The following is a 24,797-nucleotide window of genomic DNA, read 5'->3' as shown; positions in this document are numbered from 1 at the left end:
CGTTGTCGCCGGCGGGGCCGCCAATGCTGTCGTGGCAAACGACAAGGGCACAGACGCTGCGCCGTGCCCCCTTGCCGTCAGCCTGTCGTCTGGCTTACTCGATGATGAACAACGGCTCGCCGAATTCCACCGGCTGGCCGTCTTCAACCAGAATGGCCTTGACCACGCCGGAGCGGTCGGCTTCGATCTCGTTCATCAGCTTCATCGCTTCGATGATGCACAGGGTATCGCCGGCGTTAACGCTCTGACCCACCTCGATGAAGCTCTTGGCGCCCGGGCTGGGCGAGCGATAGAAAGTACCCACCATGGGCGACTTCATCGCGTTCTTGTCGTTGCTGGCCGGCGCGGCGGCCTCGGCGGCCGGAGCGGCCACGGCGGCGGCTTGGGCGTTGGGCACATGCAGCGCGGTCATCGGCTGAGCGTAGGCCATCTGCGGCGCGGCGGATACGCGGGTGATGCGGACTTTTTCTTCCCCCTCGGTCACTTCGAGTTCGGCGATGCCGGATTCCTCGACGAGATCGATCAGCTTCTTGAGTTTACGGAGATCCATTGATAATCCTTCGAGTGGGATATTCGGTAGAGTGAGTTAGGCTTGCGCGGCAAGGTGCCGGATGGCGTGCGCAAGCGCCAGTTCATAACCATGGGCGCCGAGTCCGCAGATCACGCCGACCGCGAGGTCGGAGAAATACGAATGTTGGCGGAACGGTTCGCGGGCATGAACGTTGGAAAGGTGGACTTCGATAAACGGCACTCGCACCGCCGCCAACGCATCGCGCAAGGCGACGCTGGTATGGGTGAAAGCGGCCGGATTGACCAGAATGAAGGCAGTACCGTCATGCAGGCACTGCTGCACGCGATCAATCAACACATGTTCCGCATTGCTCTGCAATGCCGACAATTCAAACCCCGCGGCGCTAGCCTGCTGTTCCAGCCGCTGGTTGATATCGTCAAGCGTTTCCCGGCCGTAGTGCTGCGGCTCCCGCTGTCCCAGCAGATTGAGGTTGGGGCCGTGCAACACGAGGATTTTTCCGGTCAAAGCCTGCTCCTGTTTATCATCTTGGGCGCGAGTTTGCCGCAATTCGCTGCAAGATGTCTAGCTTTTGCATCATTTCAAACAGTTGTTTGGACGCCAAACACGGCGATTCTTCGAGTCAAAGCACTAGTATCCACGGGCGTTTTTCCCCCTGGCAAGTTTTTACCGTCTTGCCGAAAATCGATGTTGATTCAGCGCAAATCCCGCCACTTCGCTCACTAAGCAGATGCCGGCGGGCGGCGGCACGGGTATAATTTGCCGATTCTGAATCTTTTACGTCTTATGCAGCTTTCCGACTTCGACTACCACCTGCCCGAGCGCCTGATCGCCCAGCACCCTCCGGCGGAGCGCGGCGCCAGCCGCTTGCTGCGCGTGGCCGGCCATGACCGCGCCAATCTGCGCTTTACCGATTTCATCGATCAGGTCAGCCCCGGCGACGTGATGGTGTTCAACGACACCCGCGTGATCAAGGCGCGGCTGTTTGGCGAAAAAGCCAGCGGCGGCAAGGTTGAGGCGCTGATCGAACGCGTGCTGGACGCGCACACCGCGCTGGCCCACGTCCGCGCCTCCAAATCGCCCAAACCCGGCACCCGGCTGATCTTCGCCGATCGCTGGGAGGCGGAAATGGTAGAGCGCCACGGCGAACTGTTCAAGCTGCGCTTCCTGGCCGAAGACAATCTGTTCGACATCCTGGAAGCCTCCGGCAAGCTGCCGCTGCCGCCTTATATAGAACGCGGCGCCGGCCACGAGGATGACGAGCGCTACCAAACCGTCTACGCCCGCGAACGCGGCGCGGTGGCGGCGCCCACCGCCGGCCTGCACTTTACTGAAGACATGCTGGAGCAACTGCGCGCCAAAGGCGTGCAACTGGCCTATGTCACCCTGCACGTCGGCGCCGGCACCTTCCAGCCGGTTCGGGTGGATAATATCGCCGAGCACAAGATGCACAGCGAGATTTACGAAGTGCCGGAAACCACCCGCGCGCTGATAGCAGAAGCCCACGCCGCCGGCCGCAAAGTGCTGTCGGTGGGCACCACCAGCATGCGCGCGCTGGAATCCGCCGCCCGCGGCGGCGAGCTGGCCGCCGGCTGCGGCGAAACCGACATTTTCATCACCCCGGGCTACCGCTTCCGGGTGGTGGACCGCCTGCTGACCAATTTCCACCTGCCCAAGTCCACGCTGCTGATGTTGGTCTCGGCCTTCGCCGGCTACGAGGAAATCCGCGCCGCCTACCAGCACGCGGTGGAGCAGGAATACCGTTTCTTCAGCTATGGCGACGCCATGCTGCTGGAACGAAAAGACTGATGCGCGGCTTAATCGGCCGCCTTTGAGGATCAGACCATGTCCGGACTCTCCCCCGACGCGCCCGCGCCGCAGGAAATCCAGCTGCACGCGGTGTCCCGCGTGCTGGAAATCAGCTTCGACGACGGCGCCCGCTTCGAACTGCCTTGCGAATACCTGCGCGTCTACTCGCCTTCGGCGGAAGTGCGCGGCCACGGCGCCGGCCAGGAAGTACTGCAAACCGGCAAGCGCCATGTCGCCGTCACCGCGCTGGAGCCGGTGGGCCATTACGCGCTGAAGATCACCTTCGACGACGGCCACGACAGCGGGCTGTACAGCTGGAGCTATCTATACGAGCTGGGCGCCAAGCGCGACCAGTACTGGCAGGATTATCTCAATCGCCTCGCCGCCGCAGGCGCGAGCAGGGAGTGACCATGGACAAGACGACCCACTTCGGCTTCAAGACCGTAGCCGAAAGCGAAAAAGCCGCCAAGGTGGCCGATGTGTTCCACTCGGTGGCCAAGAAATACGATGTGATGAACGACCTGATGTCGGGCGGGCTGCACCGCGTGTGGAAGCACTTCACCCTGACCACTTCCGGCGTCAAGGCCGGCGACAAGGTGCTGGACATCGCCGGCGGCACCGGCGACCTGTCCCGCGGCTGGGCCAAGCGCGTGGGCAAGAGCGGCGAAGTGTGGCTGACCGACATCAACAGCTCCATGCTGACCGTGGGCCGAGACCGGCTGCTGGACGACGGCCTGATGCTGCCGGTATCGCTGGCCGACGCGGAGAAGCTGCCCTTCCCCGACAATTACTTCGACGCGGTGTCGGTGGCTTTCGGCCTGCGCAATATGACCCACAAGGACGCGGCGCTGAAGGAAATGTGCCGGGTGCTGAAGCCGGGCGGCAAATTGATGGTGCTGGAGTTCTCCAAAGTGTGGAAGCCGCTGTCGCCGTTTTACGATTTCTACTCCTTCAAGGCGCTGCCGGTCATGGGCAAGCTGGTGGCTAACGACCCCGACAGCTATCAGTACCTGGCCGAATCCATCCGCATGCATCCCGATCAGGAAACGCTGAAGCAGATGATGCTGGACGCCGGCTTCGGCAAGGTGGATTACCACAATATGAGCGGCGGCGTGGTGGCCCTGCATAAGGGCTACAAGTTCTAAGAGCCTGTTCAAGGTCTGCTGCGCGTCAGCGATACGGCGTTGAAAACCAGCTCAAAAATGCTCATGTGCCACGTGTACATTCCGCTTTTTCGCTCGCTTTCGCCTTGTCTCGCTCTTGCCCGCAAGACTTTGAACAGCTTCTAAGAGCCTGATTACGATCCGCGGCGCTCCGGCAATGCCGCCTTGATCAGACTAGACCCCTTCACCTTCCAATCACGGCGGAGACAGCGCATGGGCATCCAGATCGCGGCATTCAACCATCTGTTGAACCAACACCCGGCGGTGCGGGCGGAACTGGCCGCGCACGCCGGCCGGCGCGTCGCCGTGGCGCTGCCGCCCTTCCACGTGGCCGGCGTGTTCACCGACGACGGCTGGCTGGCCGCCTGCGAGGGCGAGCCGGAAGCCACGGTGCGGCTCAAGCACGCCGTCGCGCTGGCGGCGGTGGCCGGGCGCGACCCGGCGCTGAACGACATCCAGCTGGAAGGCGACGCCGAACTGGCCGCCGCCGTCGGCCGCCTATTGGGCCGCTTGCAGTGGAGCGCCGCCGAGGACCTGTCCCGGCTGGTGGGCGACGCCGCCGCCCAACGCGCGGAAACGCTGGCGCGCGGCCTGCTCGGCTTCAAGGGCCAGGTGGCCTGGCGTTTGGCCGCCAACTGGGTGGAGCATCTGCGCGAGGAAACGCCGGTTCTGACCGGCCGCCGGCAGGTGCAGGGCTTCGTCGCCGCGGTGGACACCTTGCGCGATGACGCCAGCCGCCTGGAAAAACGCCTGGCGCGGCTGCAGGCCGCGCTGCAACAAGAACAGACAAAGGCCTGACGGCACATGCGGATTTCGCGCTTCATCAAGATCGTTTCCACCTTCTACCGCTTCGGCCTGGACGACTTCCTGGAAGGTCATTCCAAACTCGGCTTCGTCCACAAGCTGTTCGGCCTGCTGCCGCTGCGCCGCGACACCAGCGCGCCGCTGCCGCAGCGGGTGCGGCTGGCGCTGGAAAGCCTGGGGCCCATCTTCGTCAAGTTCGGCCAGGTGCTGTCCACCCGCCGCGACTTGCTGCCCCCGGACTACGCCGACGAACTGGCGCGGTTGCAAGACCAGGTGCCGCCTTACGACGGCCTGCAGGCGCGGGAGATGATAGAACGCAGCCTGGGCCGCAAGGTGGACGAGCTCTACGTCGACTTCGACAACACCCCGGTGGCCAGTGCCTCCGTGGCCCAGGTGCACAAGGCCTGGCTGCGCCAGCCCGACGGCAGCCGCGGCCGCGAAGTGGCGGTCAAGGTGCTGCGCCCCGGCATTCAGCCGGTGATCGAGCAAGACCTGGCGCTGATGACCACGCTGGCCGGCTGGGTGGAAAAACTGTTCACCGACGGCAAGCGCTTGAAGCCGCGCGAAGTAGTAGCCGAGTTCGACAAATACCTGCACGACGAACTGGACATGATGCACGAGGCCGCCAACGCCTCGCAGCTGCGCCGCAACTTCAAGAACTCGGACATGCTGATCGTGCCCGAGGTGTTCTACGACTACACCAGCCGCGACGTGCTGACGCTGGAATGGATGCACGGCATCCCGGTGGGCCAGGTAGACCGGCTGCGCGAAGCCGGCGTGGACCTGTCCAAGCTCAGCCGCTTCGGCGTGGAAATCTTCTTCACCCAGGTGTTCCGCCACGGCTTCTTCCACGCCGACATGCACCCGGGCAATATCTTCGTCGCCGCCGACGGCCGCTACATCGCGCTGGACTTCGGCATCGTCGGCACTTTGACCGACACCGACAAGCACTACCTAGCGGTCAACTTCCTCGCCTTCTTCAACCGCGACTACCACCGCGTCGCCACCGCTCACATCGAATCCGGCTGGGTGCCGAAAGACACCCGCGCCGAGGAGCTGGAAGCGGCGGTGCGCACCGTGTGCGAACCCATCTTCGAGAAGCCGCTGTCGGAAATCTCCTTCGGCATGGTGCTGCTGCGCCTGTTCGAAACCAGCCGTCGTTTCAATGTGGAGATCCAGCCGCAACTGGTGCTGCTGCAAAAGACCCTGCTCAATATCGAAGGCCTGGGCCGCCAACTGGATCCCAATCTGGACCTGTGGGACACCGCCAAGCCCTTCCTGACCAAGTGGATGAACGAGCAAATAGGCTGGCGCGGCCTGCTGCGCACGCTGAAGCACGAGGCGCCGCAATGGGCCACCACCCTGCCCACGCTGCCGCGCAAACTGAATGACGCGCTGTCCTCCGCCAACAGCGAGCTGCTGATCAGCGGCTATATCCAGCTGATGCGGGAACAGAAGCGCCAGAACTGGCTGCTGGCGCTGATCGCCGTTCTGCTGGCGGCCTTGCTGCTGAAGAACTGGCTCTGACTCACAGCTCGCGCAGCGCCGTGCCCTCCGCCGGCTTGCGCAGCCAGCCTTCCAACAGCTTGTAGCTGTCCAGATCGAAGGACGGCGCGCCCTCCAGCGGACCGCCGTCGCCCTGGCGCGAGCCCAGATAGCACCAGCGGTCGAACACATGCTCGGCGCGCTCGCCGGTCACCTCGTCGGTTTCCACCACCGCAATGGCGCCGGCGAACGGCCAGGCCTTCACCTTCAGCTTGGCCAAGGCGCCCAGCAACCGGATATCGTGTACCTCCGCCGGCTCGCGGCCGATACAGGCGCCGCGGCAGCGTCCCAACTTCAAAGCCGCGCACGGCGCGCCCTTGCGGCTGGTCACCGCCTCCACGCCCAATACCGACTGGCACAGCGCGTTGCCCAGCGCGATTTCCGCCAGGATCTTGCGCGCCTCCCGCGCATGGCGGAACAGGCCGTACAAATCCGCGGTACGGCTGAAATCCAGCTCGCGCGCGTACACCACCTTGGGACGGGTGAAGCCGTCCTCCGTCTCCAGCTGGATGGAGCACAGTTCCGGGCTCAGCTTGCCGCGGTGGTTATGCTGCGGCTTCAAGGCGTGAATCAAGCGCAGTTCCAGCAAATGCGCGCCGAACTCGCCCAGGGTCTCCTGCCACTCCACCCGGCCGATGGGCTCGCCGATATGCACCTCGCGGCTCTTGCCGCCGCCCTTGACCGCGGCGAAATGCGCCAGCACCCGCGTGCGCAGATTGCCGCCCTTGCCCACGTACAAGGGTTTGCCCTCCTCCCCGTACAGCGCGTACACCCCCGGCACGTCCGGCAGCAGTTCCAGTTGCTCTTGCAGCGCCGCCGGCAGGCCGGCCAGTTCCGGCGGCGCGGCCAATACCGCCGCCATCGCCGCGCCCACGGCCGCTTCGCCCAGCTCCTGGCTGGCGATGCCGAGGAAGCGATGCACCGCTTCCGCGTCCGCCAAGGCCCGATGCCGCTCCGGCAGGCGGATGTCGTAACGCTCTATCAAGCTGTCCAGGCTGTGCTTGAAAAACTGCGGGTAGAGCCGGCGCGACAGCTTGACCGTGCACAGCGACTGGCTCTGAAAGCGCAGTCCGGCGCGGCGGAATTCGTTTTTCAGGAAGCCGTAATCGAAGCGCGCGTTGTGCGCCAGGAACAGGCGGCCGGACAGCATGGTCAGCAAGCGCTCGGCCAGATCGGCGAAGCTCGGCGCTTCCGCCACCATGGCGTCGGAGATGCCGGTCATGTTCTCGATGAAGGGAGGGATGGGCTGGCCGGGGTTGATCAGAGAGCTGAAGCGCTCCACCCGGTCGCCGTCGATCAGGATGACGCCCACCTCGGTAATGCGGTCGCGGCTGATGTGGCCGCCGGTGGTTTCCAAGTCGACGATGGCGCAAGGCTGGGCAAACAGAGGGTTCAATGTCTGGCTTTCAAGTGCGGCGCGCGGCGGCTTGATTGCACTATAGCCGCCGCCCTGGCCCCGCAGGTTGCAAATCAAGAGCGGCATTTTACTCCAAGAGCCGTGGCCCCATCCGCTTTCCGCCGCATCCGGCCGCGCCTACTTCGCCTTCGCCACCGGGATGTCCTCCCAGCGCGTGGTGTAGGCCGGCGACAGCATGTCCTGCTTCATCTTCCACGGCTGCTCCAGCCCTTCCGCCAACAGCTTGACCGTGCCGCGGCCCATGCGATGGTTGATCGCGTCCAGCGCCGCCATCAAGCGTTTTCCTTTCTCAGGATCCGGCCCGCTGGCGAACAAATCCGGCTGCGCCCGCTCCGCGTCCACCAATTGCCAGGCCATCACCCCGCACTTCTGGTAGCCGGCGCCGGGCCGCCACAAACGCTCCACCGCCCGTCCGGCCGCGGCCACCAGCACCCGGCTATCGGCGCTGGCCGGCAACAGCGGCACCACCTCGCTGTCGCGCTGCACCGTGCCCTGCTGATACACGCCGCGCTGCAGGCTCACTTGCAGGAAGGAGGCCAGAGAGCCTTGTCGCCGCAAGCGCTCCGCCACTTGCGCCGCGTGCATCGCCACCGCCTCTCGCGCCTCCTCCAGCCGCGTCACTTTGTGGCCGAAGGAGCGCGTGGACATCAAAGACTGCCGTGGCGGCAGCGCCTCCTCCAGGCTCAGACAGGACAGGCCGTCCAGTTCGTCGGCGATGCGCGCCACGGTGACGCCGAAACGGCGAATCAGCCAATCCCGGTCCGCCGCCGCCAGCGCCGCGGCGTGGTTGATGCGCTCCAGCCGCAGCTTGACCGAAAGCTTGCGCCCCACGCCCCAGATATCCTCCACCGGAACGGCGGCCAACAAGCTCCGCAGCTCCGCCGCATCCAGCGCTTGCAGATTCATCACCCCGTCGCGGGACGGGTCCAGCTTGGCCAGGTGGTTGGCCAGCTTGGCCAAGGTCTTGCTGGGGCCGATGCCGACGCAGACCGGCAGGCCCAGGCCGCGCAGCATGGCGTAGCGCATCTCTTGCGCCAGCCGTTCCGGCTCCGGCTCCCCGCCGATGTCCAGAAAGCATTCGTCTATCGAATACACCTCCTGCGCGCGCGCGAAACCGGCCAATAGCCGCATCGCGCGGCCGGACAAATCGCCGTACAAAGCGTAGTTGGAGGAAAACACCGCCACGCCCAACTGCTCCAACCGCGCCTTGTGCAGGAAGTAAGGCGCGCCCATAGGCACGCCCAAAGCCTTGGCCTCGGCCGAGCGCGACACGATGCAGCCGTCGTTGTTGGACAACACGACAATAGGCGTGCCGGCCAGGCGCGGGTTGAACACCCGCTCGCAGGAAGCGTAGAAGGAATTGCAATCGACTTGGGCGTAGCAGGTGGACATGGCTGGGCTAAGGGGCGCGAATCCGGCGCGGCGGCGATGCTTGCAGTGTAGCGCCCGCGGCCCGGCGGAGGCGAGCGCGCGGCAAAAAACGGCGCGCCGTCATCGGAGCGCGCGCCGTCTTCAACAAGCTCCAGCGTCTAAAGCCGTTCAGAGGCCCAGGCTGTCCAGCAAGGGCGAGGAGAACAGGCGGTAGGGGTCATACGTCGCCAGCGCCGCCTTGGCCGCGTCCCAATTGGCCGCCGCCGGCTGGCCGGCGCGGAAGGCGTTGGGAATGGTCGTTTGCAGCATGGCGGCATCCGCCCACGCCGCCTGGTCGGTATAGCCCCAGCCCTTGGACCATTCCGGACGCACCGCCGCGTAGGAGCCGTTGAAATTGGCTTCTATCCACTGCTCTATCTCGCGATAGAACTGGTTGGCGTACGGCGTGCCCGGCAGCGTCAGAATGTCCAGCCACACCGCGGCGTTCCATTCCGGATGGTCCGGCCGCGGGCGGATGGCGGACAAGGCCGGCGCCACGCTGCCGTTCAAGGCCGTCTCGCTAGGATCGTCCAGCCCGGTCACGCGGATTTCCACCGGCCCGTTCATCGGATAGCGGCCCTGTTGCTGATAGGCCTGCACCCGCGCCTGATAGAAGGTGACGAACTCGTTGAGCACGCGCTGCACGTTTTCGCGGCGGGTCAGCACCGCGTAGCCGTTGGCGGTGACGCGCAAGGTGGTGGGCTTGACGTAGAGCAGCAGGTTTTTGGACCAGCCCCACAGGTCCCAGCTGGCCGTGGCCACCAGGCCGGCGCTGGCCGCGGCGAACTGCGCCTTGCCGAAGGCCGGCGTCAGCTTGCCGTCGCCCAGCGACAGAATCTTGTTGGCCAGATCGGTCACTTCGTCGGGCAGGTTGTCGGAGAAGGGATAGTTGAACGGCTTGTCGGTCTGGCGGGAGAACAGCGGCTTGTTCGGCGTCACCGTCCACACCTTGAGCCAAGGGTTGCTGGTGAAGGGGAACCAGATCGCCTCCACCCGGCCGGCGCTGTCCAGATAGCTGGCGAAGGTGCGCCCGCCGCTGCCCGCCGCGGCGAACATTTCGCCATAGGGAATATTGAACCAGCTCTGACAGCGCAAGCGCTGGTTGGGCGCCGCCTGCAAAGTGGCCTCCACGATCAGCGAACGGCCTACGTGCGCCAGCAGCGGCGCGATTTGCGGATCGTTGCGGACGAACTTGCGCAAGGCGTAAGCGCCGCTGGCCTTGTCGTAGACCACGGCGGTGAGGCTGAGCACCAGATTGCTGATCGAGCCGTAGCTGGCGCCGGCCAGACGCCGTTCGCCCTTGGCCGGAATCGCGGTGCCGTGGCCGTTGATGGCCAGCACCCCGCCCAGGGTCAGATCCCCCGGCGCCGGCGCGGCGGTCACGCCCAGGCCGGCCTTTTCCATTCCGGTGAGCAAGGCTTCCATGGTGATGCCGGCCTGGGCGGTGACCTTGGCCACCGGGCCCGAGGCGTCGACGGACATCGCGGTCAGATAGCGCGTGGTGTCCAACAGCACCACCGCCGGGCAGCTGACGCCGGCGGCCAGCGTCAACGGCGACCAGTTGTGCATCATGCCGCGCGCCCGCACCTTATAGCCGTTGTCCTTGGCCCAGTTGGCCACTTTCACCACCTCGTCCGCGGAACGCGGCGCGCAGGTCCAGACATCGTCCACCTTGATGTCGCCGGCCCAGTTCTTGAAGCTTTGCTTATATAAGGGAATTTCCGCAGGGAAATTATTGGGTTGGCTGCAAGTCAGCCTCGCCGCCATGATCCGCTCGGCCGGCAACCACCCCGCCAAGGCCCCTGCGGAAGCCAATTTCAAGCCTCCGGTCAAAAAGTCACGACGGCTGGCGGCCAAAGGTTTTTCCGCATCATTCGAATTCATTCCAAAACTCCTCGCAAATACAAAAGTAAAAATAAAAACAATACGGATTAAACATGAATTATTTAAACCGTATTCAGCAGGAATATTTGAAAATTTATAATGCGAATCGCTGATTTAGCTATCCCATTATCTTAATAGAATGACGCTATCATGTATGGCAACCATTAAAAACCTGACTTATTTGCCAGTCAAATTGCTTCACTAATTTAATTCACATCAGTGTAGATTTACGCGAAACGCAAAGCAGTACAAAAGCATATTTCGGCATAATACTTTCTAAATAAGATTGGAATAACTCAAATGAAAACCTTCCCGCTTACACGCCGGCAGCTGGAAATTTATTTTCATCAATCGTTATTCTCCGCACCCGAACTATTCAATATCGGCGGTTTTATCAAAATCCAGGGCGCACTCGATATCGAAACCCTGCAAGCCGCGCTCGCCGCCCTGACGGAGCACACGCCGGCGCTGCGCATCGCCATAGACGATGCCGACGGCCAGCCGCGCCAAGTGCTCTGCCCGCGCCATCCCCGCCCGCTGACGGTGATAGACACCCGCGGCGAGACGGATCCGGAGCGCGCGGCCAAGGAATGGACCGAGCGCGACTTCGCCCGCGCCTTCCCCTTCGACGGTCAAACGCCGCTGGCCGCCTACACCTTGCTGCGGCACGGGGAAAAGGATTTCATCCTGTACGGCCGCTTCCACCATATCGCCTTCGACGGCTGGGCCATCGCCCAGCTCTACGGCGAGAAGTGTCGTTACTACAACGCCCTGCGCCAGGGCATGCTGCCGGAGCCGGCGTCGACGATGACGCCGGCCGAATTGGTGGAGGAAGAAGACGGCTACTACGAATCGCGCCATTACGCGAAGGACCGGCAATACTGGCAAGACAAGCTCGCCTCTTATCAAACCCGGCTGTTCGCCGACGCAGGCGGACACCTCGCCTGCGGCCAGCGCAGCTTCCAGTTATCGGCGGAAAGCTATAGCCGCATCGGCGAACTGGCCGCCGCGCACCAGGCCACCGTCTTCCACTTTTTCATCGGCCTGATCTACACCCACGCGCTGCGGGAATTCGGCGCCGACGATCTGCTGCTGGCGCTGCCCATCCTCAACCGCCGCAGCGCCTTGGCCAAGAACACCCCCGGCCTGTTCGCCAGCCTGTGCCCGCTGCGCTTGAAGCTGCGGCCGCACTGGAGCTTCGCCGAGCTGCTCAGCCTGATCCAGCGCGAACTGAGAGCCGACTTCCGCCATCACCGCTTCCCGATAGGCGAAACCGAAGGCCTCAGCCGGGACCGGCTGCCCTACGAAATCAGCCTGTCGTTTGAGAAGCACGATTACGACGCCATGTTCGACGGCACCGTCAGCAATATGACCGCGATGCGCGCCTTGTCGCAGCACTATCCGCTGAAGGTCTTCGTGCGCGAGGCGGACTCCCGCCAGCCGGTGAAAGTGGACCTCGACTACAACCTGGCCGGCTTCGCCGAGCTGGACGCCGCCGCCTTCATCGACGGCGTGGAACCCTTGCTGCACAGCCTCTTGCGCGATCCGCAGCAAACGCTGGCCAAGCCGCCGCGCGCCGTCGTATTGCCCGCTTCCGTCGCGCCGCCGCATCCCGATCTGTGCAGCTGGTTCGAACGCGCCGCCCAGGCCTTTCCCGAGCGCGTCGCCGTTCAGGGCGACACCGCCGCGCTGCGCTACCGCGAGCTGGACGCCCGCGCCAATCAACTGGCCCGTCAATTGCTCCAGCTCGGCGTCAGCCCGGAACAGCGCGTCGGTCTCTGCTGCCAGCGCCAGCCGGATCTCCTCGTCGCCATTCTCGCCATTCTCAAGGCCGGCGCCGCCTATGTGCCGCTGGACCCCGGTTATCCCGCCGAGCGTCTGGAGTTTCTGGTCCGCGACAGCGCCATCCACGTCGTCGTCGGCGACGCCGAATCCGCCGAAGCCCTGCCCGCCGGACTGGCCCTGCGCTGGCTGGACGTCGCCGTCTCGTCGGGCGACGCCGCGCCGCCGCCGCGCCGCCTGCATCCGCAGCAGGCCGCCTACGTCATCTATACCTCCGGCTCCACCGGCACGCCCAAAGGCTGCGTGGTCAGCCACCACAATGTGGTCCGATTGATCGCCGCCACCGCCGAGCGCTTCGCTTTCGGCCCCGACGATGTGTGGTCGCTGTTCCACTCCTACGCCTTCGATTTCTCGGTCTGGGAGATCTGGGGGCCGCTGCTGTTTGGCGGCACTTGCCTGGTGGTGCCTTATTGGGTGTCCCGTTCGCCGGAAGCCTTCGCCGATTGGCTGCAGCAGCATCGCGTCTCGGTGTTGAACCAGACCCCGGCCGCCTTCCGCCAGCTGATTCCCGCCGCCGCCGCTCACGCCTTGCCCGACTTGCGCCTGGTGATCTTCGGCGGCGAGGCGCTGGAGCTGGCCAGCCTGGAGCCCTGGTTCCAACAACGCGGCGACCAGCGTCCCGAGCTGGTCAATATGTACGGCATCACCGAAACCACCGTGCACGTGACCCAGCGCGCCATCCGTCAGGCCGATCTCGACGCCCGTCGCGGTCAGGTGATCGGCCTGCCAATTCCCGATCTGGCCTTCCATCTGCTGGACCGCTTCCTGCAGCCGGTGCCCGTCGGCGTGCCCGGCGAGATCTATGTCGGCGGCCCCGGCGTCGCTCGCGGCTATTGGAACCGCCCGGCGCTGACCGCCGCCCGTTTCCTGCCCAATCCCTTCGCCGCCGACGGCTCTCGCCTGTATCGCTCCGGCGATCTGGCCCGCCGCCGCGCCGACGGCGAGATCGAATACCTGGGCCGCGCCGATCACCAGGTCAAGCTGCGCGGTTTCCGCATTGAGCTGGGCGAGATCGAAGCCGCGCTGTGCCGTCTGCCCGCCGTGCGCGAGGCGCTGGTCCTGCTGGACCGCCCCGCCGCCGGCGAACCGCGGCTGGTCGCCTACGCCGTCGGCGACGCCGAGCCGGCCGCGCTGCGCGCCGCGCTGGCCGCCGAACTGCCCGAACACATGCTGCCCTCCGTCATCGTGGCGCTGGAGCGTTTCCCGCTGACCCATCACGGCAAGGTGGACCGCGCCGCCCTGCCTGCCGCGCAGGTCGCCAGCGACGCGCCGCGCGTCGAGCCGCGCTCCGACGCGGAACGCGCGCTGGCCCAGATCTGGGCCGACGTCCTCGCCGTGCCGCTGCCCGGCATCGACGACAACTTCTTCGCCCTCGGCGGCGATTCCATCCTCTCCCTGCAAGTGGTCGCCCGCGCCCGCGACCAGGGCCTGGCCCTGAGCGTGCAAAAACTGTTCAGCCTGCCCACCATCCGTCAGCTGTGCGAAGCGCCGGACGCGGCCGCCGCCGGCGAGGCCGCCGCGCGGCGGCCCTTCTCCCTGATTGCCGAAGCCGACCGGCTGCGCTTGCCCGACGATGTGATCGAAGCGCTGCCGATGTCGCGGCTGCAGGCCGGCATGCTGTTCCACAGCGAGCTGTCGCAAAACGGCGCCATCTTCCACGACATCTTCAGCTTCGACCTGCGCCTGCCCTGGGACGAGGCCGCCTGGCGCGCCGCCGTTCGCCGCCTGGCGGAACGCCACGCCGCGCTGCGCACCACCTTCCACTGGAACGCCTACTCGGAACCGCTGCAACTGATTCATCGCGACGGCGACATCCCACTGAGCATCGCCGACTTGCGCGCGCTGGCGCCCGAGGCGCAAAGCCAGGCGCTGGCCGACTTCGTCGCCGCGGAAAAAGCCCGGCCCTTCCAGCCGCAATCCCCGCCGCTGCTACGCCTCGCCCTGTTCCGGCTGGAAACGGGCCGCGCGCGGCTGACGCTGAGCTTCCATCACGCGATTCTGGACGGCTGGAGCGTGGCCACCCTGGTCACCGACTTGCTGCGGCTGGCCCGCCAGCCGGACAGCACAGCCGGTAGCGACGCGGCCGGCGCGCTGAGCGCGCTGTTCATCGAACAGGAAAAACAGGCCGAGAACGACCCGGAACTGAAAACGGCCTGGCGGCGACGGCTGGCCGGAACGGAAGCCTCCATCCTGCCCCGGCTGAGGCCTGCGCGCCCAGCCGCCGGCGCGCGCAGCGTCCGCCGCCTCAGCCGCATGCTGCCGGCCGAGCTGTCCGGCGCGCTGGACGCCGCCGCCGCGCGGCTGGCGCTGCCGCTCAAAACCCTGCTGCTGACCGCCCATCTGCGCGTGCTGGCGCTGCTGACCGGTTCCGCCGCCGCCAGTACCGGCTACGTCACCCACAGCCGCCCCGAGCGCGAAGACAGCGCCGCCGCGCTGGGCCTGTTCCTGAACACCCTGCCGCTGAACGTGGCGCTGCAAGCCGGCAGCTGGGCGCAATTGGCGCGCGGCGTCTTCGCAGAGGAAACCGCGCTGCAGCCCTTGCGCCGCCTGCCGCTGGCCGCCGTCATGCAGCTGAATCAGGGACGGCGCGGCTTCGAGGTCGGTTTCAACTACATCCACTTCCATGTCTACGGACAGGCGCTGCGCTTGCCTGAGGTGACGGTGGAAGGCGTGGAAGTGTTCGAGGAAACCGACTTCCCCTGCCTGGTGCAGTTCAGCCGGGACCCGCGCGACCAAGGCCTGGAGCTGACGCTGGCCTGGGACGAGGCGGAATTCGACGCGCCGCAGATCGAGGACATGGCCGCCTATCTGCAACAGGCGCTGACGGCGCTGGCCGCCGACCCGGACGCCGACTGGCTGGCCGCGCCGCTGCTGAATGCAGAACAAACCGCCCAGGCCCTGGGCCCGACGCCTCTCGCCGTCGCGCCGCCCCACCCCGATCTGTGCAGCTGGTTCGAACGCGCCGCCCAGGCCTTTCCCGAGCGTATCGCCGTCCAGGGCGACACCTCCGCGCTGCGCTACCGCGAACTCGACGCCCGCGCCAATCAACTGGCCCGCCAATTGCTCCAGCTCGGCGTGCTACCGGAACAGCGCGTCGGACTCTGCTGCCAGCGCCAGCCCGATCTCCTCGTCGCCATTCTCGCCATCCTCAAGGCCGGCGCCGCCTATGTGCCGCTGGACCCCGGCTATCCCGCCGAGCGCCTGGAGTTCCTGGTCCGCGACAGCGCCATCCACGTCGTCGTCGGCGACGCCGAATCCGCCGACGCCCTGCCCGCCGGACTGGCGCTGCGCTGGCTGGATGTCGCCGTCTCCTCCGGCGACGCCGCGCCGCCACCGCGCCGTCTGCATCCGCAGCAGGCCGCCTACGTCATCTATACCTCCGGCTCCACCGGCACCCCTAAGGGTTGCGTGGTCAGCCATCACAATGTGGTCCGATTGATCGCCGCCACCGCCGAGCGCTTCGCTTTCGGCCCCGACGATGTGTGGTCGCTGTTCCACTCTTACGCCTTCGATTTCTCGGTGTGGGAGATCTGGGGGCCGCTGCTGTTTGGCGGCACTTGCCTGGTGGTGCCTTATTGGGTGTCCCGTTCGCCGGAAGCCTTCGCCGATTGGCTGCAACAACACCGGGTGTCGGTGTTGAACCAGACCCCGGCCGCCTTCCGCCAGCTGATTCCCGCCGCCGCCGCTCACGCCTTGCCCGACTTGCGCCTGGTGATCTTCGGCGGCGAGGCGCTGGAGCTGGCCAGCCTGGAACCCTGGTTCCAACAACGCGGCGATAGCCGTCCCGAGCTGGTCAATATGTACGGCATCACCGAAACCACCGTGCATGTGACCCAGCGCGCCATCCGTCAGGCTGATCTGGATGCCCGCAAAGGGCAGGTCATCGGCCAGCCGATTCCCGATCTGGCCTTCCATCTGCTGGACCGCTTCCTGCAGCCGGTGCCCGTCGGCGTGCCCGGCGAGATCTACGTCGGCGGCCCCGGCGTCGCCCGCGGCTATTGGAACCGCCCGGCGCTGACCGCCGCCCGTTTCCTGCCCAACCCCTTCGCCGCCGACGGCTCCCGCCTGTATCGCTCCGGCGACCTGGCCCGCCGCCGCGCCGACGGCGAAATCGAATACCTGGGCCGCGCCGATCATCAGGTCAAGCTGCGCGGTTTCCGTATCGAGCTGGGCGAGATCGAAGCCGCGCTGTGCCGTCTGCCCGCCGTGCGCGAGGCGCTGGTCCTGCTGGACCGCCCCGCCGCCGGCGAACCGCGGCTGGTGGCCTACGCCGTCGGCGACGCCGAACCCGCCGCCCTGCGCGCGGCGCTGGCCGCCGAGCTGCCCGAGCACATGCTGCCCGCCGTCATCGTGGCGCTGGAGCGTTTCCCGCTGACCCATCACGGCAAGGTGGACCGCGCCGCCCTGCCCGCGCCGGAGCCGCTGGCCCGGCGCGCCTTCGAAGCGCCGCGCACGCCCAGCGAATACCTGGTGGCCGAAGTGTTCGCCGAGCTCTTGCAGCTGCCGCAAGTCAGCCGCGACGAGAGCTTCTTCGAGCTGGGCGGCGACTCCATCCTGGCGGTGCGCGCCGCCAACCGGCTGCGCGAGCGCCTGGGCGTGCCGCTGCCGCTGCGCCTCTTGTTCGAACATCCGCGCGCGGCGGAACTGGCGCAAGCCGCCGACGCGCTGCGCGGCCAGGCCTCGGCCGCCGCGCCGGTGCGGCCGGCGCGCCGCCAACTGGCGCGCGTCACCCCCGGCGCCGACGGCGACACCTCATTCCAGCAGTCCAAGCAAGGCCAACCATGAACGCAATCGACGCCCACGCCTCTTTCGACGCCTATATTTTCCCGCAATCCGGCGCCCAGCGCCGCTTATGGACGCTGACGGACCTTGAGCCGGACTCCACCGCCTACCACATCCCGCTGGCCCTGCGCCTGCGCGGCGCGCTGGACGCCGCCGCGCTGCAAGCCGCGCTGGGCGCCCTGGTGGCGCGCCACGAGATCCTGCGCACCCAATACGATCTGATCGACGGCGAACCCTGCCAACTGATCCGCCCGGAAGCCGGCTGCGAGCTGCCGCTCACCGCCTGCGACGAAGCCGGCCTGGCGGCGCTGCTGCGCGCGGAAGCCGCCCTGCGCTTCGATTTGCGGCGCGATCCGGTGATCCGGGCGCGCCTGTTCGTCCTCGGCCCGCAACACCATGTGCTGTCCATCGTGGTCCATCACATCGCCTGCGACGGCTGGTCGCTGGGCGTGCTGGTGCGCGAGCTGGGCGCGCTCTATCCGGCGCTGGCCGCCGGCCTGCCCGCGCCGGCCCTGCCCGAGGCGCTGCAATACGCCGATTTCTCGGAATGGGAACGCGAAACCCGCGTCCAAGACGACGAGGCCTTGAACTACTGGCGCGAACGCCTCTCCGGCCTGGACGGCGAAATGGAGCTGCCCGGCGATTACGCCGCCGGCCCAAGCCGGAGCGAGGCCGCCGGCCACGTCAGCCTGACGCTGCCGGCCCCGCTGATCAACCCGCTGCGCAAACTGGCCCTCGCCGCCGACGCCACCTTGTTCATGGCCTTGCTCTCAGGCTTCCAGGCGCTGCTGCAAAAGCTGAGCGGACGCGACGACGTCTGCGTCGGCAGCCCGGTGGCCAACCGCGACCGCGCCGAGTTCGAACAGACCCTGGGTTTCTTCGTCAACACCCTGATCCTGCGCCAGGACTTGAGCGGCTCGCCCAGCTTTGCTCAATTGCTGACGCGCAACCGCGCCGATTGCCTGGACGCCTTCGCCCATCAGCACGCGCCCTTCGATCAAGTGGTAAAGCTGGCCGGCCCGCGCGCCCAGGCCCAGGACGCGCCGTTCCGCGCCCTGTTCGCGCTGCAGAACGCGCCGCTGGGCCGCCTGGACTGGCAGGGCGTGGAAGCGGAAGCGCTGCCGCTATTCCCCGCCGACGCCAAATTCGATCTGAGCCTGATGCTGGAGCCGGCCGGCGACGGCCTGCGCGCCACGCTGGAATACCGCGCCGGCCTGATCGGCGCCGACACCGCGGCCCGCTGGCTGGAACACTACCGCGAACTGCTGCAAGCCGCGGTCGCCCAACCGGATTGTCCGGTGGCGCGGCTGCCGCTGCTGAACGCCGAGCAAATCGCCCAGGCCCTGGGCGCGACGCCTCTCGCCGTCGCGCCGCCCCACCCCGATCTGTGCAGCTGGTTCGAACGCGCCGCCCAGGCCTTTCCCGAGCGTATCGCCGTCCAGGGCGACACCTCCGCGCTGCGCTACCGCGAACTCGACGCCCGCGCCAATCAACTGGCCCGCCAATTGCTCCAGCTCGGCGTGCTACCGGAACAGCGCGTCGGACTCTGCTGCCAGCGCCAGCCCGATCTCCTCGTCGCCATTCTCGCCATCCTCAAGGCCGGCGCCGCCTATGTGCCGCTGGACCCCGGTTATCCCGCCGAGCGTCTGGAGTTTCTGGTCCGCGACAGCGCCATCCACGTCGTCGTCGGCGACGCCGAATCCGCCGAAGCCCTGCCCGCCGGACTGGCCCTGCGCTGGCTGGACGTCGCCGTCTCGTCGGGCGACGCCGCGCCGCCGCCGCGCCGCCTGCATCCGCAGCAGGCTGCTTACGTCATCTATACCTCCGGTTCCACCGGCACACCCAAGGGTTGCGTGGTCAGCCATCACAATGTGGTCCGACTGATCGCCGCCACCGCCGAGCGCTTCGCTTTCGGGCCCGACGATGTGTGGTCGCTGTTCCACTCCTACGCCTTCGATTTCTCGGTGTGGGAGATCTGGGGGCCGCTGCTGTTTGGCGGCACTTGCCTGGTGGTGCCTTATTGGGTGTCCCGTTCGCCCGAGGCCTTCGCCGATTGGCTGCAGCAGCATCGCGTCTCGGTGTTGAACCAGACCCCGGCCGCCTTCCGCCAGCTGATCCCCGCCGCCGCCGCTCACGCCTTGCCCGACTTGCGCCTGGTGATCTTCGGCGGCGAGGCGCTGGAGCTGGCCAGCCTGGAGCCCTGGTTCCAACAACGCGGCGATCGCCGTCCCGAGCTGGTCAATATGTACGGCATCACCGAAACCACCGTCCACGTGACCGAACGCGCCATCCGTCAGGCCGATCTCGACGCTCGTCGCGGCCAGGTGATCGGCCAGCCGATTCCCGATCTGGCCTTCCATCTGCTGGACCGCTTCCTGCAGCCGGTGCCCGTCGGCGTGCCCGGCGAGATCTATGTCGGCGGACCCGGCGTCGCTCGCGGCTATTGGAACCGCCCGGCGCTGACCGCCGCCCGTTTCCTGCCCAATCCCTTCGCCGCCGACGGCTCTCGCCTGTATCGCTCCGGCGATCTGGCCCGCCGCCGCGCCGACGGCGAGATCGAATACCTGGGCCGCGCCGATCATCAGGTCAAGCTGCGCGGTTTCCGCATCGAGCTGGGCGAGATCGAAGCCGCGCTGTGCCGGCTGCCCGCCGTGCGCGAGGCGCTGGTCCTGCTGGACCGACCCGCCGCCGGCGAACCGCGGCTGGTGGCCTACGCCGTCGGCGACGCCGAACCCGCCGCCCTGCGCGCGGCGCTCGCCGCCGAGCTGCCCGAGCACATGCTGCCTGCCGTCATCGTGGCGCTGGAGCGTTTCCCGCTGACCCATCACGGCAAGGTGGACCGCGCCGCCCTGCCCGCGCCGCAAGCGCTCAGCGCCGCCCTGCGCGTCGAAGCCCGCTCGGACGCCGAACGCGCGCTGGCCCACATCTGGGCCGACGTCCTCGCCGTGCCCCTGCCCGGCATCGACGACAACTTCTTCGCCCTCGGCGGCGATTCCATCCTCTCCCTTCAAGTGGTCGCCCGGGCGCGGGCGCAAGGCCTGGCGCTGAGTCCGCGTCAGCTGCTGCTGGAGCCCACCATCCGCCAGTTGGCCGCCGCGCTCGGCACGGCCGCGATCGAGGAGGAAGCCGCGGCTGCCGGCCCGCTGCCGGCCACGCCCATCCAGCGCTGGTTCGCCGGCCTGGGTCTAGCCGAGCCGCGACACTGGAACCAGGCGCTGGCGCTGCAACTGGCCCGCCCCGTGGACGCGGTCCGGCTGCAAGCCGCGCTCGACGCCGTGGCCGCGCGCCACGACGCCTTCCGCCTGCGCTTCGCGCCGGAGCCGGCGCTGGCCGAGGCGGCCGGCGGCTGGCCCTGCCGCGAACTGGAGCTGACGGACGAGAGCGAGGAGGCCGCGCGCGCGGCGATAGAACAGGCCCAGCGCCAGCTGGACCCGGACGCCGGCCCGCTGGCCCGCGCGCTCTTGCTGCGCCGCGGCCGGCAAGCGCCGCTGCTGGCGCTGATCGTCCACCATCTGGCGGTGGACGCGGTGTCCTGGGGCATTCTGCTGGACGATCTGAACCAGGCGCTGGACGCGCTGACGCGCGACGAAACGCCGCGACTCCCCGCCGTGCCAACCCAATGGCGCCGCTGGGCGGAGCTGCAACGGGCCGAGGCCGCCGAGGCGGACCCCTCGCCTTGGCTCAGCCAGGCCGCGGCCGGCTTCCCGACGCTGCGCCGCGACGCCGCCGCCCCGACGGCGAATACCGAAGCCGCCTCGCGGCTGCTCAGCCGCGAACTGGACGCGGCCTTGACCGGCCGCCTGCTGCGCGCCGGCGCCCGCGCCGCCGGCCAGCGCGTCAGCGCCTTGCTGCTGCTGGCGCTGTGGCGCGCGCTGGCGTCCCGGCTCGACGCGCCGCGCTTCGCGGCGACGCTGGAACACCATGGCCGCGACGCCGAGTCCGGCCTGGACCTGTCCCGCACCGTGGGCTGGTTCACCGCGCTGTATCCGCTGAGCGTGGCCGGCGACGCCGCCGCCGCCGGCGCGGCCGAGCTCCTGGCTTCCATCGCCGCGCAATTGTCGCGGCTAACCCCCGTCGCGCCTGAATACGGCCAGGCGCGCTGGCTGGGGCCGGACCTGGACGCGCGCCGGCAACTGGACGCGGCCGGCCTGCCGGAAATCAGTTTCAACTACCTGGGCGCGCCGCGCGGCGTCGACAAGGCCTGGTTCCAGCTGCGGCCCGAGTTGATCGCCGGAGAACGCGCCGCCGACAACCTGCGCCCCTTCGCGCTGGATCTGGTGCTGGTAGTGCTGGACGGCAAGCTGCGCGTGGACTGGCGCTACCCCGGCGGCCAGTTCGAAGCGGCCACCGTCGCCGGCTGGGCCGACGCCTTCGCCCGCGAACTGGCGCTGGCGCTGGACGAGATCGAAGCCGCGCCGCTGCTGGCCGCCGATTACCCGCTGGCCCGTCTGGAGCAGGCCGCCGTCGACGAGCTGGCGCGCCGGACCGGCCCCTTCGACGATCTCTATCCGCTGTCCCCGCTGCAACAGGGCATGCTGTTCCACAGCGTGGCCGACGCCGCCGACGGCGCTTATCTGGAACAGCTCAGCAGCGTGGTCAACGGCGCGTTGGACTCGGACGCCTTCGCCGAGGCCTGGCGCGCAATGCTGGCGCGTCATCCGCTGCTGCGCTCCAGCTTCCACTGGCGGGGCCTGGCCCAACCGCTACAGGCGGCGATGCGCGCGGCACCGCTGCCGATCAGCCGGCTGGACTGGTCCGATCTGGCCGAGCCCGAAGCCGCGCTAGCCGACTACCTGGCCGCAGACGCCTCGCGGCCGTTCGCTCTGGACGCCGCGCCGCTGATGCGGCTGGCGCTGATCCGGCTGGGCCAGGACCGCTGGCGCTGGATCTGGAGCTATCACCACCTGCTGCTGGACGGCTGGTCGCTGCCGCTATTCTTCCGCGAGCTACTGACCCTGTACCGCGCGCTCAGCCGCGGCGAAACCCCGGCCCTGCCGCCGGCGCGGCCGTTCTCCGCCTATATCGGCTGGCTGGACCGCGCCGGCCGCCGCGCCCGCTCGGACGAAGCTTTCTGGCGTCGTTACTTTTCCGGGCTGGAACACCCCACCCTGCTCGCCGGCCCCGCCGACGGCGACGCCGACTTCGTCGAGCGGGAGATCCGGCTGTCGCCGGAATGGAGCGCGCGCGCCGCCGCCGCGATGCAGGCTTGCGCCAGCACCTTGAACACCCTGTTCCAGGCCGCCTGGGCGCTGACCCTGGCGCGCAGCGGCCACGGCGAGGACATCGTCTTCGGCGCGGCCTTGTCAGGCCGCAACGGCGATCTGCCCGGCATAGCCGAAATGATAGGGCTGTTCATCAACACCCTGCCCTTGCGGGTGCGGCTTAACCCCGCCGCCGACGCGCGCGCGCTGCTGGCCCAGGTACAGGCCAATCAAGCCCGGGTGCAGGACTACGCCCACAACCGGCTGGTGGACGTCCAGCGCTGGGCCGGCCGCGACAATGCCCAGTTGTTCGACTCGCTGCTGGTCTTCGAGAACTACCCCGCCGACGCGCTGCTGCGCGACGAGGCCGCCGGCCTGGGCTTTGAAACGCCGCGCTTCAGCGAACACACCAATTACCCGCTGACGCTGGCCGTGATCCCGGGCGCGGCCCTGACCGTCAAGCTCACCTTCGACCGCAGCCGCGTCGCGGACGCCGCGGCCGAGGCATTGCTGCAAGGCTTGCTCGCCGTGGCGGAATCCATCGTCGCCGCGCCGGACGCCCCCGTCGCCTCCATCGAGCTGCTGCCGGCGGAAGCGCGGCGGGCGCGGATCGCCGACGCCGCCCGGCCGCCGCTGGCCTCGCCGGAACTGGCACAGCGTCTGTTCGAGCGCCAGGCCGCCGCCGCGCCGCGCGCGCCGGCGCTGCTGGACGAAAACGGCGCGCTCGATTACGCCGGGCTGGACGCCCGCGCCAATCAGTTGGCCCACCGGCTGCAAGCGCTGGGGGCCGGCCCGGAAACCGTGGTGGGCGTGCTGCTGCCGCGCGGCGCGGCCGCGGTGACCGCGCTGCTGGCCACGCTGAAGGCCGGCGCCGTCTATCTGCCGCTGGACCCGGCCTACCCGGCCGAGCGGCTGGACTACATGCTGGCCGACAGCCGCGCCGCCATCCTGCTCAGCGAAACCCGCCTGCTGCCGACGCTGAGCCGGCTGCCGGCCAGCCTGCTCTTGCTGGACCAAGCCGCCGACTCGCCGGACGCCGCGCAGGACTCCGCCCCGCCCTGCGCCGCCGGCGTCGACAATCTGGCCTATCTGATCTACACCTCCGGCTCCACCGGCTGGCCCAAGGGCGTGGGCGTCAGCCATCGCGGCGTCGCCAATCTCTGCCGCGCCCAATGCGAAGTTTTCCAGGTGGACGCCGGCAGCCGGGTCTATCAGTTCGCCCCGCTGAGCTTCGACGCCTCGGTGTCGGAAATCTTCATGGCGCTGGGCAGCGGCGCGGCCCTGTGCCTGCCGGAGGCCGACGCCGCGCAAGACCCGGCCGGCGCCCTGCGCCGCGCCGCGCAGCGCCACGGTCTGACTCACGCCACCCTGCCCCCGGCGCTGCTGGCGGCGCTGGGCCAAGACGATCTGCCCGGCCTGCGCACCCTGATCGCCGCCGGCGAAGCCGCCTCGCCCGGCCTGCTGGCGCGCTGGGCCGCCGCCCGCCGCGTGGTCAACGCCTACGGCCCAACCGAAGCCACGGTCTGCGCCAGCATGCAGGTCTGCGACGCCGTCGAGCCGCTGCCGTCCATAGGCCGCGGCATGGCCGGGGTCCGCCTCTATCTGCTGGACCGCTGGGGCGCGCTAGTGCCGCCCGGCGTGCCCGGCGAGATCCACATCGGCGGCGAGGCGCTGGCGCGCGGCTATATCGGCCAGCCCGGCCGCACCGCCGCCAGCTTCGTACCGGACGCCGTGTCCGGCCTGCCCGGCGCGCGGTTGTACCGCAGCGGCGACCTCGGCGAATACCTGCCCGACGGCGGCATCCGTTTTCTCGGCCGCGCCGGCGGCCAAGTCAAACACCGCGGCTACCGCATCGAGCTGGACGGCGTCGCCGCCGCGCTAAACGCCCACCCGGGCGTGGACAAAGCGCTGGCGCTGATCCGCCTGGACGGCGAGCGCCGCCAACTGGTGGCCTACGCGCGGCTCAAACCGGAAACCGACTTCGACGCCGCCGCGCTGCGAGAACACCTGGCCGCCCGCCTGCCGGCCCACGAACTGCCGCAAGCCATCGTCAGCGTGCGGCAATGGCCGTTGACCCCGGCCGGCAAGATAGACCGCGCGGCGCTGCCGTCGCCGGAGGAGGCCGCGCCGGACTCGCCGGACGCGGACAAGACGCTGAACGCGGCCGAGGCCGCGCTGCTGGAGATCTGGCGCTCGGCGCTGGGGCGGAGCGGCATCGGCGTTCACGACAATTATTTCGCCGTCGGCGGCGACTCCATTCTGGCCCTGCAGATCGTCTCGCGCGCTAAGCAGGCCGGTTTCGACATCGAGCCGCGCGCGCTGTTCGCCCATCCCACGGTAGCCGGACTGGCCGCCGTGGCCGGCGCCGCCGCGCGGCGGGCGCACATCGAGGAGCCGGAACAGGCCGAGGC

Annotated in this window: 12 protein-coding genes (1 of these 12 running past the window's edge); 7 read left to right on the top strand and 5 right to left on the bottom strand. The window is 68.1% G+C overall.

Going from position 1 to position 24,797, the window contains the following annotated elements; genetic code table 11:
* Positions 1–94 precede the first annotated feature (94 nt).
* Together accB and aroQ are read right to left on the bottom strand one after the other, a co-directional pair.
* Positions 95–550 carry an acetyl-CoA carboxylase biotin carboxyl carrier protein gene (accB, locus tag HA052_RS01630; RefSeq protein ID WP_081550636.1) on the bottom strand — a complete coding sequence of 152 codons (456 nt, stop codon included), beginning with the start codon at positions 548–550 and terminating at the stop codon, positions 95–97.
* Positions 551–586: 36 nt separating this feature from the next.
* Positions 587–1,036, bottom strand: coding sequence for a type II 3-dehydroquinate dehydratase (gene aroQ / locus HA052_RS01625; protein ID WP_043592887.1), 450 nt, complete (start codon positions 1,034–1,036; stop codon positions 587–589).
* Positions 1,037–1,315: 279 nt separating this feature from the next.
* On the opposite strand from aroQ, the gene queA reads away from it, so the two are divergent.
* From queA to ubiB, 5 genes are all read left to right on the top strand, one after another.
* Positions 1,316–2,338, top strand: a complete 1,023-nt coding sequence (queA, locus tag HA052_RS01620; protein WP_166450537.1) for a tRNA preQ1(34) S-adenosylmethionine ribosyltransferase-isomerase QueA — start codon at positions 1,316–1,318, stop codon at positions 2,336–2,338.
* Between the two features lie 36 nt (positions 2,339–2,374).
* Entirely contained in the window at positions 2,375–2,746 is a 372-nt protein-coding gene (locus tag HA052_RS01615) for a gamma-butyrobetaine hydroxylase family protein (RefSeq protein ID WP_081550632.1), read from the top strand.
* 2 nt (positions 2,747–2,748) lie between these two features.
* Entirely contained in the window at positions 2,749–3,483 is a 735-nt protein-coding gene (gene ubiE, locus HA052_RS01610; RefSeq protein WP_081550630.1) for a bifunctional demethylmenaquinone methyltransferase/2-methoxy-6-polyprenyl-1,4-benzoquinol methylase UbiE, read from the top strand.
* A 231-nt stretch (positions 3,484–3,714) separates the two neighbouring features.
* On the top strand, positions 3,715–4,299 hold the full coding sequence (locus tag HA052_RS01605) for a ubiquinone biosynthesis accessory factor UbiJ (RefSeq protein ID WP_166450536.1): 585 nt from the start codon (positions 3,715–3,717) through the stop codon (positions 4,297–4,299).
* A 6-nt stretch (positions 4,300–4,305) separates the two neighbouring features.
* Positions 4,306–5,832 (top strand): ubiquinone biosynthesis regulatory protein kinase UbiB, encoded by a 1,527-nt coding sequence (gene ubiB, locus HA052_RS01600; RefSeq protein ID WP_166450535.1) that lies wholly within the window; start codon positions 4,306–4,308, stop codon positions 5,830–5,832.
* A 1-nt stretch (position 5,833) separates the two neighbouring features.
* Here ubiB and HA052_RS01595 read toward each other — a convergent pair whose 3' ends face one another.
* The 3 genes from HA052_RS01595 to HA052_RS01585 form a co-directional block, all read right to left on the bottom strand.
* Complete coding sequence (locus HA052_RS01595; protein ID WP_166450534.1) at positions 5,834–7,333, bottom strand: exonuclease domain-containing protein; 1,500 nt, start codon at positions 7,331–7,333, stop codon at positions 5,834–5,836.
* Positions 7,334–7,384: 51 nt separating this feature from the next.
* Positions 7,385–8,659, bottom strand: coding sequence for a Y-family DNA polymerase (locus HA052_RS01590; protein ID WP_166450533.1), 1,275 nt, complete (start codon positions 8,657–8,659; stop codon positions 7,385–7,387).
* A 147-nt stretch (positions 8,660–8,806) separates the two neighbouring features.
* Complete coding sequence (locus HA052_RS01585) at positions 8,807–10,561, bottom strand: cholesterol oxidase substrate-binding domain-containing protein (protein ID WP_166450532.1); 1,755 nt, start codon at positions 10,559–10,561, stop codon at positions 8,807–8,809.
* A 300-nt stretch (positions 10,562–10,861) separates the two neighbouring features.
* Here HA052_RS01585 and hmlA point away from each other — a divergent pair, with 300 nt between their 5' ends.
* Together hmlA and hmlB are read left to right on the top strand one after the other, a co-directional pair.
* Positions 10,862–17,188, top strand: a complete 6,327-nt coding sequence (gene hmlA, locus HA052_RS01580; protein ID WP_166450531.1) for a jagaricin-like haemolysin non-ribosomal peptide synthetase HmlA — start codon at positions 10,862–10,864, stop codon at positions 17,186–17,188.
* Positions 17,185–24,797 carry the 5' portion of a jagaricin-like haemolysin non-ribosomal peptide synthetase HmlB gene (gene hmlB, locus HA052_RS01575; protein ID WP_166450530.1) on the top strand. The gene runs 1,396 nt beyond the window's last position, so the window shows 7,613 of its 9,009 coding nt (coding positions 1–7,613); the start codon lies at positions 17,185–17,187; its stop codon lies beyond the right edge, outside the window. Before hmlA ends, hmlB begins: the two co-directional genes overlap by 4 nt.

Origin of the sequence: Chromobacterium fluminis (assembly GCF_011602385.1) — a bacterium.
GTDB lineage: Bacteria > Pseudomonadota > Gammaproteobacteria > Burkholderiales > Chromobacteriaceae > Chromobacterium > Chromobacterium fluminis.
Note: the sequence above shows the minus strand (reverse complement) of the source record. Positions and strands in the feature narration are given on the sequence as shown.

Coding starts and splice junctions, on each gene's coding strand:
- accB (WP_081550636.1), bottom strand. CDS start 550: ATGGATCTCCGTAAACTCAAGAAGCTGATCGATCTCGTCGAGGAATCC.
- queA (WP_166450537.1), top strand. CDS start 1,316: ATGCAGCTTTCCGACTTCGACTACCACCTGCCCGAGCGCCTGATCGCC.
- HA052_RS01615 (WP_081550632.1), top strand. CDS start 2,375: ATGTCCGGACTCTCCCCCGACGCGCCCGCGCCGCAGGAAATCCAGCTG.
- ubiE (WP_081550630.1), top strand. CDS start 2,749: ATGGACAAGACGACCCACTTCGGCTTCAAGACCGTAGCCGAAAGCGAA.
- HA052_RS01605 (WP_166450536.1), top strand. CDS start 3,715: ATGGGCATCCAGATCGCGGCATTCAACCATCTGTTGAACCAACACCCG.
- ubiB (WP_166450535.1), top strand. CDS start 4,306: ATGCGGATTTCGCGCTTCATCAAGATCGTTTCCACCTTCTACCGCTTC.
- HA052_RS01595 (WP_166450534.1), bottom strand. CDS start 7,333: ATGCCGCTCTTGATTTGCAACCTGCGGGGCCAGGGCGGCGGCTATAGT.
- HA052_RS01590 (WP_166450533.1), bottom strand. CDS start 8,659: ATGTCCACCTGCTACGCCCAAGTCGATTGCAATTCCTTCTACGCTTCC.
- HA052_RS01585 (WP_166450532.1), bottom strand. CDS start 10,561: ATGAATTCGAATGATGCGGAAAAACCTTTGGCCGCCAGCCGTCGTGAC.
- hmlA (WP_166450531.1), top strand. CDS start 10,862: ATGAAAACCTTCCCGCTTACACGCCGGCAGCTGGAAATTTATTTTCAT.